The sequence below is a fragment of the Mesorhizobium sp. M8A.F.Ca.ET.202.01.1.1 genome (genome assembly GCF_004791595.1).
Classification (GTDB): Bacteria; Pseudomonadota; Alphaproteobacteria; order Rhizobiales; family Rhizobiaceae; genus Mesorhizobium.
Genome location: NZ_SRUN01000009.1, coordinates 96,257 through 98,756, shown reverse-complemented (window position 1 = coordinate 98,756; position 2,500 = coordinate 96,257). Strand labels below are relative to the sequence as shown.

Below are 2,500 nucleotides of genomic sequence, written 5' to 3'. Positions count from 1 at the left end.
TGGTCTAAATAAGGGTCTTTGCGCCGAAAATGTAACGGGGCTAAAGCCATACACCGAAGCTTAGGGTTCGTAGCAATACGAGCGGTAGCGGAGCGTTCTGTAAGCTGATGAAGCCATACCCGTGAGGGGTGGTGGAGGTATCAGAAGTGCGAATGCTGACATGAGTAACGTAAGGGGAGTGAGAGACTCCCCCGCCGAAAGACCAAGGGTTCCTGCTTAAAGCTAATCTGAGCAGGGTTAGCCGGCCCCTAAGACGAGGCGGAAACGCGTAGTCGATGGGAACCACGTTAATATTCGTGGGCTTGGAGGTAGTGACGGATCATTGAGGTAGTCCAATCTTATCGGATTGAACGGGCTGCTGCGTGGTTCCAGGAAATAGCTCCTCCTTATAAACCGTACCCGAAACCGACACTGGTGGTCTGGTAGAGTATACCAAGGCGCTTGAGAGAACTATGCTGAAGGAACTCGGCAAATTGCACGCGTAACTTCGGAAGAAGCGTGACCCTTTTCCACGCAAGTGGAGGAGGGTGGCACAGACCAGGGGGTAGCGACTGTTTATCAAAAACACAGGGCTCTGCGAAGTCGCAAGACGACGTATAGGGTCTGACGCCTGCCCGGTGCTGGAAGGTTAAGAGGAGGGGTGCAAGCTCTGAATCGAAGCCCCAGTAAACGGCGGCCGTAACTATAACGGTCCTAAGGTAGCGAAATTCCTTGTCGGGTAAGTTCCGACCTGCACGAATGGCGTAACGACTTCCCCGCTGTCTCCAGCATAGACTCAGTGAAATTGAATTCCCCGTGAAGATGCGGGGTTCCTGCGGTTAGACGGAAAGACCCCGTGCACCTTTACTATAGCTTTACATTGGCATTCGTAGTGGCATGTGTAGGATAGGTGGTAGGCTTTGAAACCTGGGCGCCAGCTCAGGTGGAGCCACCCTTGAAATACCACCCTTATTACTATGGATGTCTAACCGCGGCCCGTTATCCGGGTCCGGGACAATGTATGGTGGGTAGTTTGACTGGGGCGGTCGCCTCCTAAAGAGTAACGGAGGCGCGCGATGGTGGGCTCAGAACGGTCGGAAATCGTTCGCTGAGTGCAATGGCATAAGCCTGCCTGACTGCGAGACTGACAAGTCGAGCAGAGACGAAAGTCGGTCATAGTGATCCGGTGGTCCCGCGTGGAAGGGCCATCGCTCAACGGATAAAAGGTACGCCGGGGATAACAGGCTGATGACCCCCAAGAGTCCATATCGACGGGGTTGTTTGGCACCTCGATGTCGACTCATCGCATCCTGGGGCTGGAGCAGGTCCCAAGGGTATGGCTGTTCGCCATTTAAAGCGGTACGTGAGTTGGGTTCAGAACGTCGTGAGACAGTTCGGTCCCTATCTGCCGTGGGTGTAGGAATATTGAAAGGATCTGTCCCTAGTACGAGAGGACCGGGATGGACGGATCTCTGGTGGACCTGTTGTGGCGCCAGCCGCATAGCAGGGTAGCTATATCCGGACGGGATAACCGCTGAAGGCATCTAAGCGGGAAACCCACCTTAAAACGAGTATTCCCTGAGAACCGTGGAAGACGACCACGTTGATAGGCCGGGTGTGGAAGAGCGGCAACGCTTGAAGCTTACCGGTACTAATAGTTCGATCGGCTTGATCGTTCTCATTCCTTATGTCCATCTGACTTCGTCAGATGGTTTGTTCTCACTCACGCTTGTTCCGCCCTGCGGGCGGCGCTACGTGGGTGCGGCGCACAAGCGCCGACGGTCGGTCGACCTTGCGAAGCTTCGCTTCGAAAGGCGCCAGGCTAAAAGAACTCCAAAGGCACAAAAAACAGCTTCTCGAATAACGTGCGTTTTGCCGACCTGGTGGTTATGGCGGAGCGGCTGCACCCGATCCCATTCCGAACTCGGCCGTGAAACGCTCCAGCGCTGATGGTACTTCGTCTCAAGACGCGGGAGAGTAGGTCGCTGCCAGGTCTGCTAAACGCACGTTTTATGTGTCACATCCTACTTTCCAAAAATCGAAGCCGGTTTTTGGGTCGAGGCGATGAAATCTTCTCTGAACATGGCCCGCCAACGGGAAACACGGGCCGCGTAAGCGGCCCTTTCATTTGGCGGACAAACCTCTCGCAAGCTCTCGCTTGCAAATCGGTGGCGCGGGGTGGAGCAGCCCGGTAGCTCGTCAGGCTCATAACCTGAAGGTCACAGGTTCAAATCCTGTCCCCGCAACCAAATACAAATGAGCCCGCCATCGTGCGGGCTCTTTTGTATTTTGCTGTCGTGGCCCGCCGATCTTAACCTGTCATCAGCGGCCCGCAAGGAGGCAAAGCCGACGCCGCAGGACCGATAACTCAAATCCTATCCCCAAAACCAAATTAAAACGCCCGCCAGAATCAAACCCGGAGGGCCGTTTTGCGTTCGAACCAGCCGCCATCGATCTTAGCCATCATCAGCACGCAAAGACGGCAGCCAACCACCAGGACAACAAACACAAACCCTGGCTA

1 tRNA gene and 2 rRNA genes (1 of these 3 only partly in view) are annotated in these 2,500 nt (G+C 54.9%); all 3 read left to right on the top strand.

What is annotated here, in order from left to right:
- Window positions 1-1,655: ribosomal RNA gene (locus EN845_RS19985) — 23S ribosomal RNA — on the top strand; it begins 1,155 nt to the left of the window's first position.
- Between the two features lie 203 nt (window positions 1,656-1,858).
- Window positions 1,859-1,973, top strand: a 5S ribosomal RNA gene (rrf, locus tag EN845_RS19980).
- A 178-nt stretch (window positions 1,974-2,151) separates the two neighbouring features.
- Window positions 2,152-2,228, top strand: a tRNA-Met gene (locus EN845_RS19975).
- Window positions 2,229-2,500 lie beyond the last annotated feature (272 nt).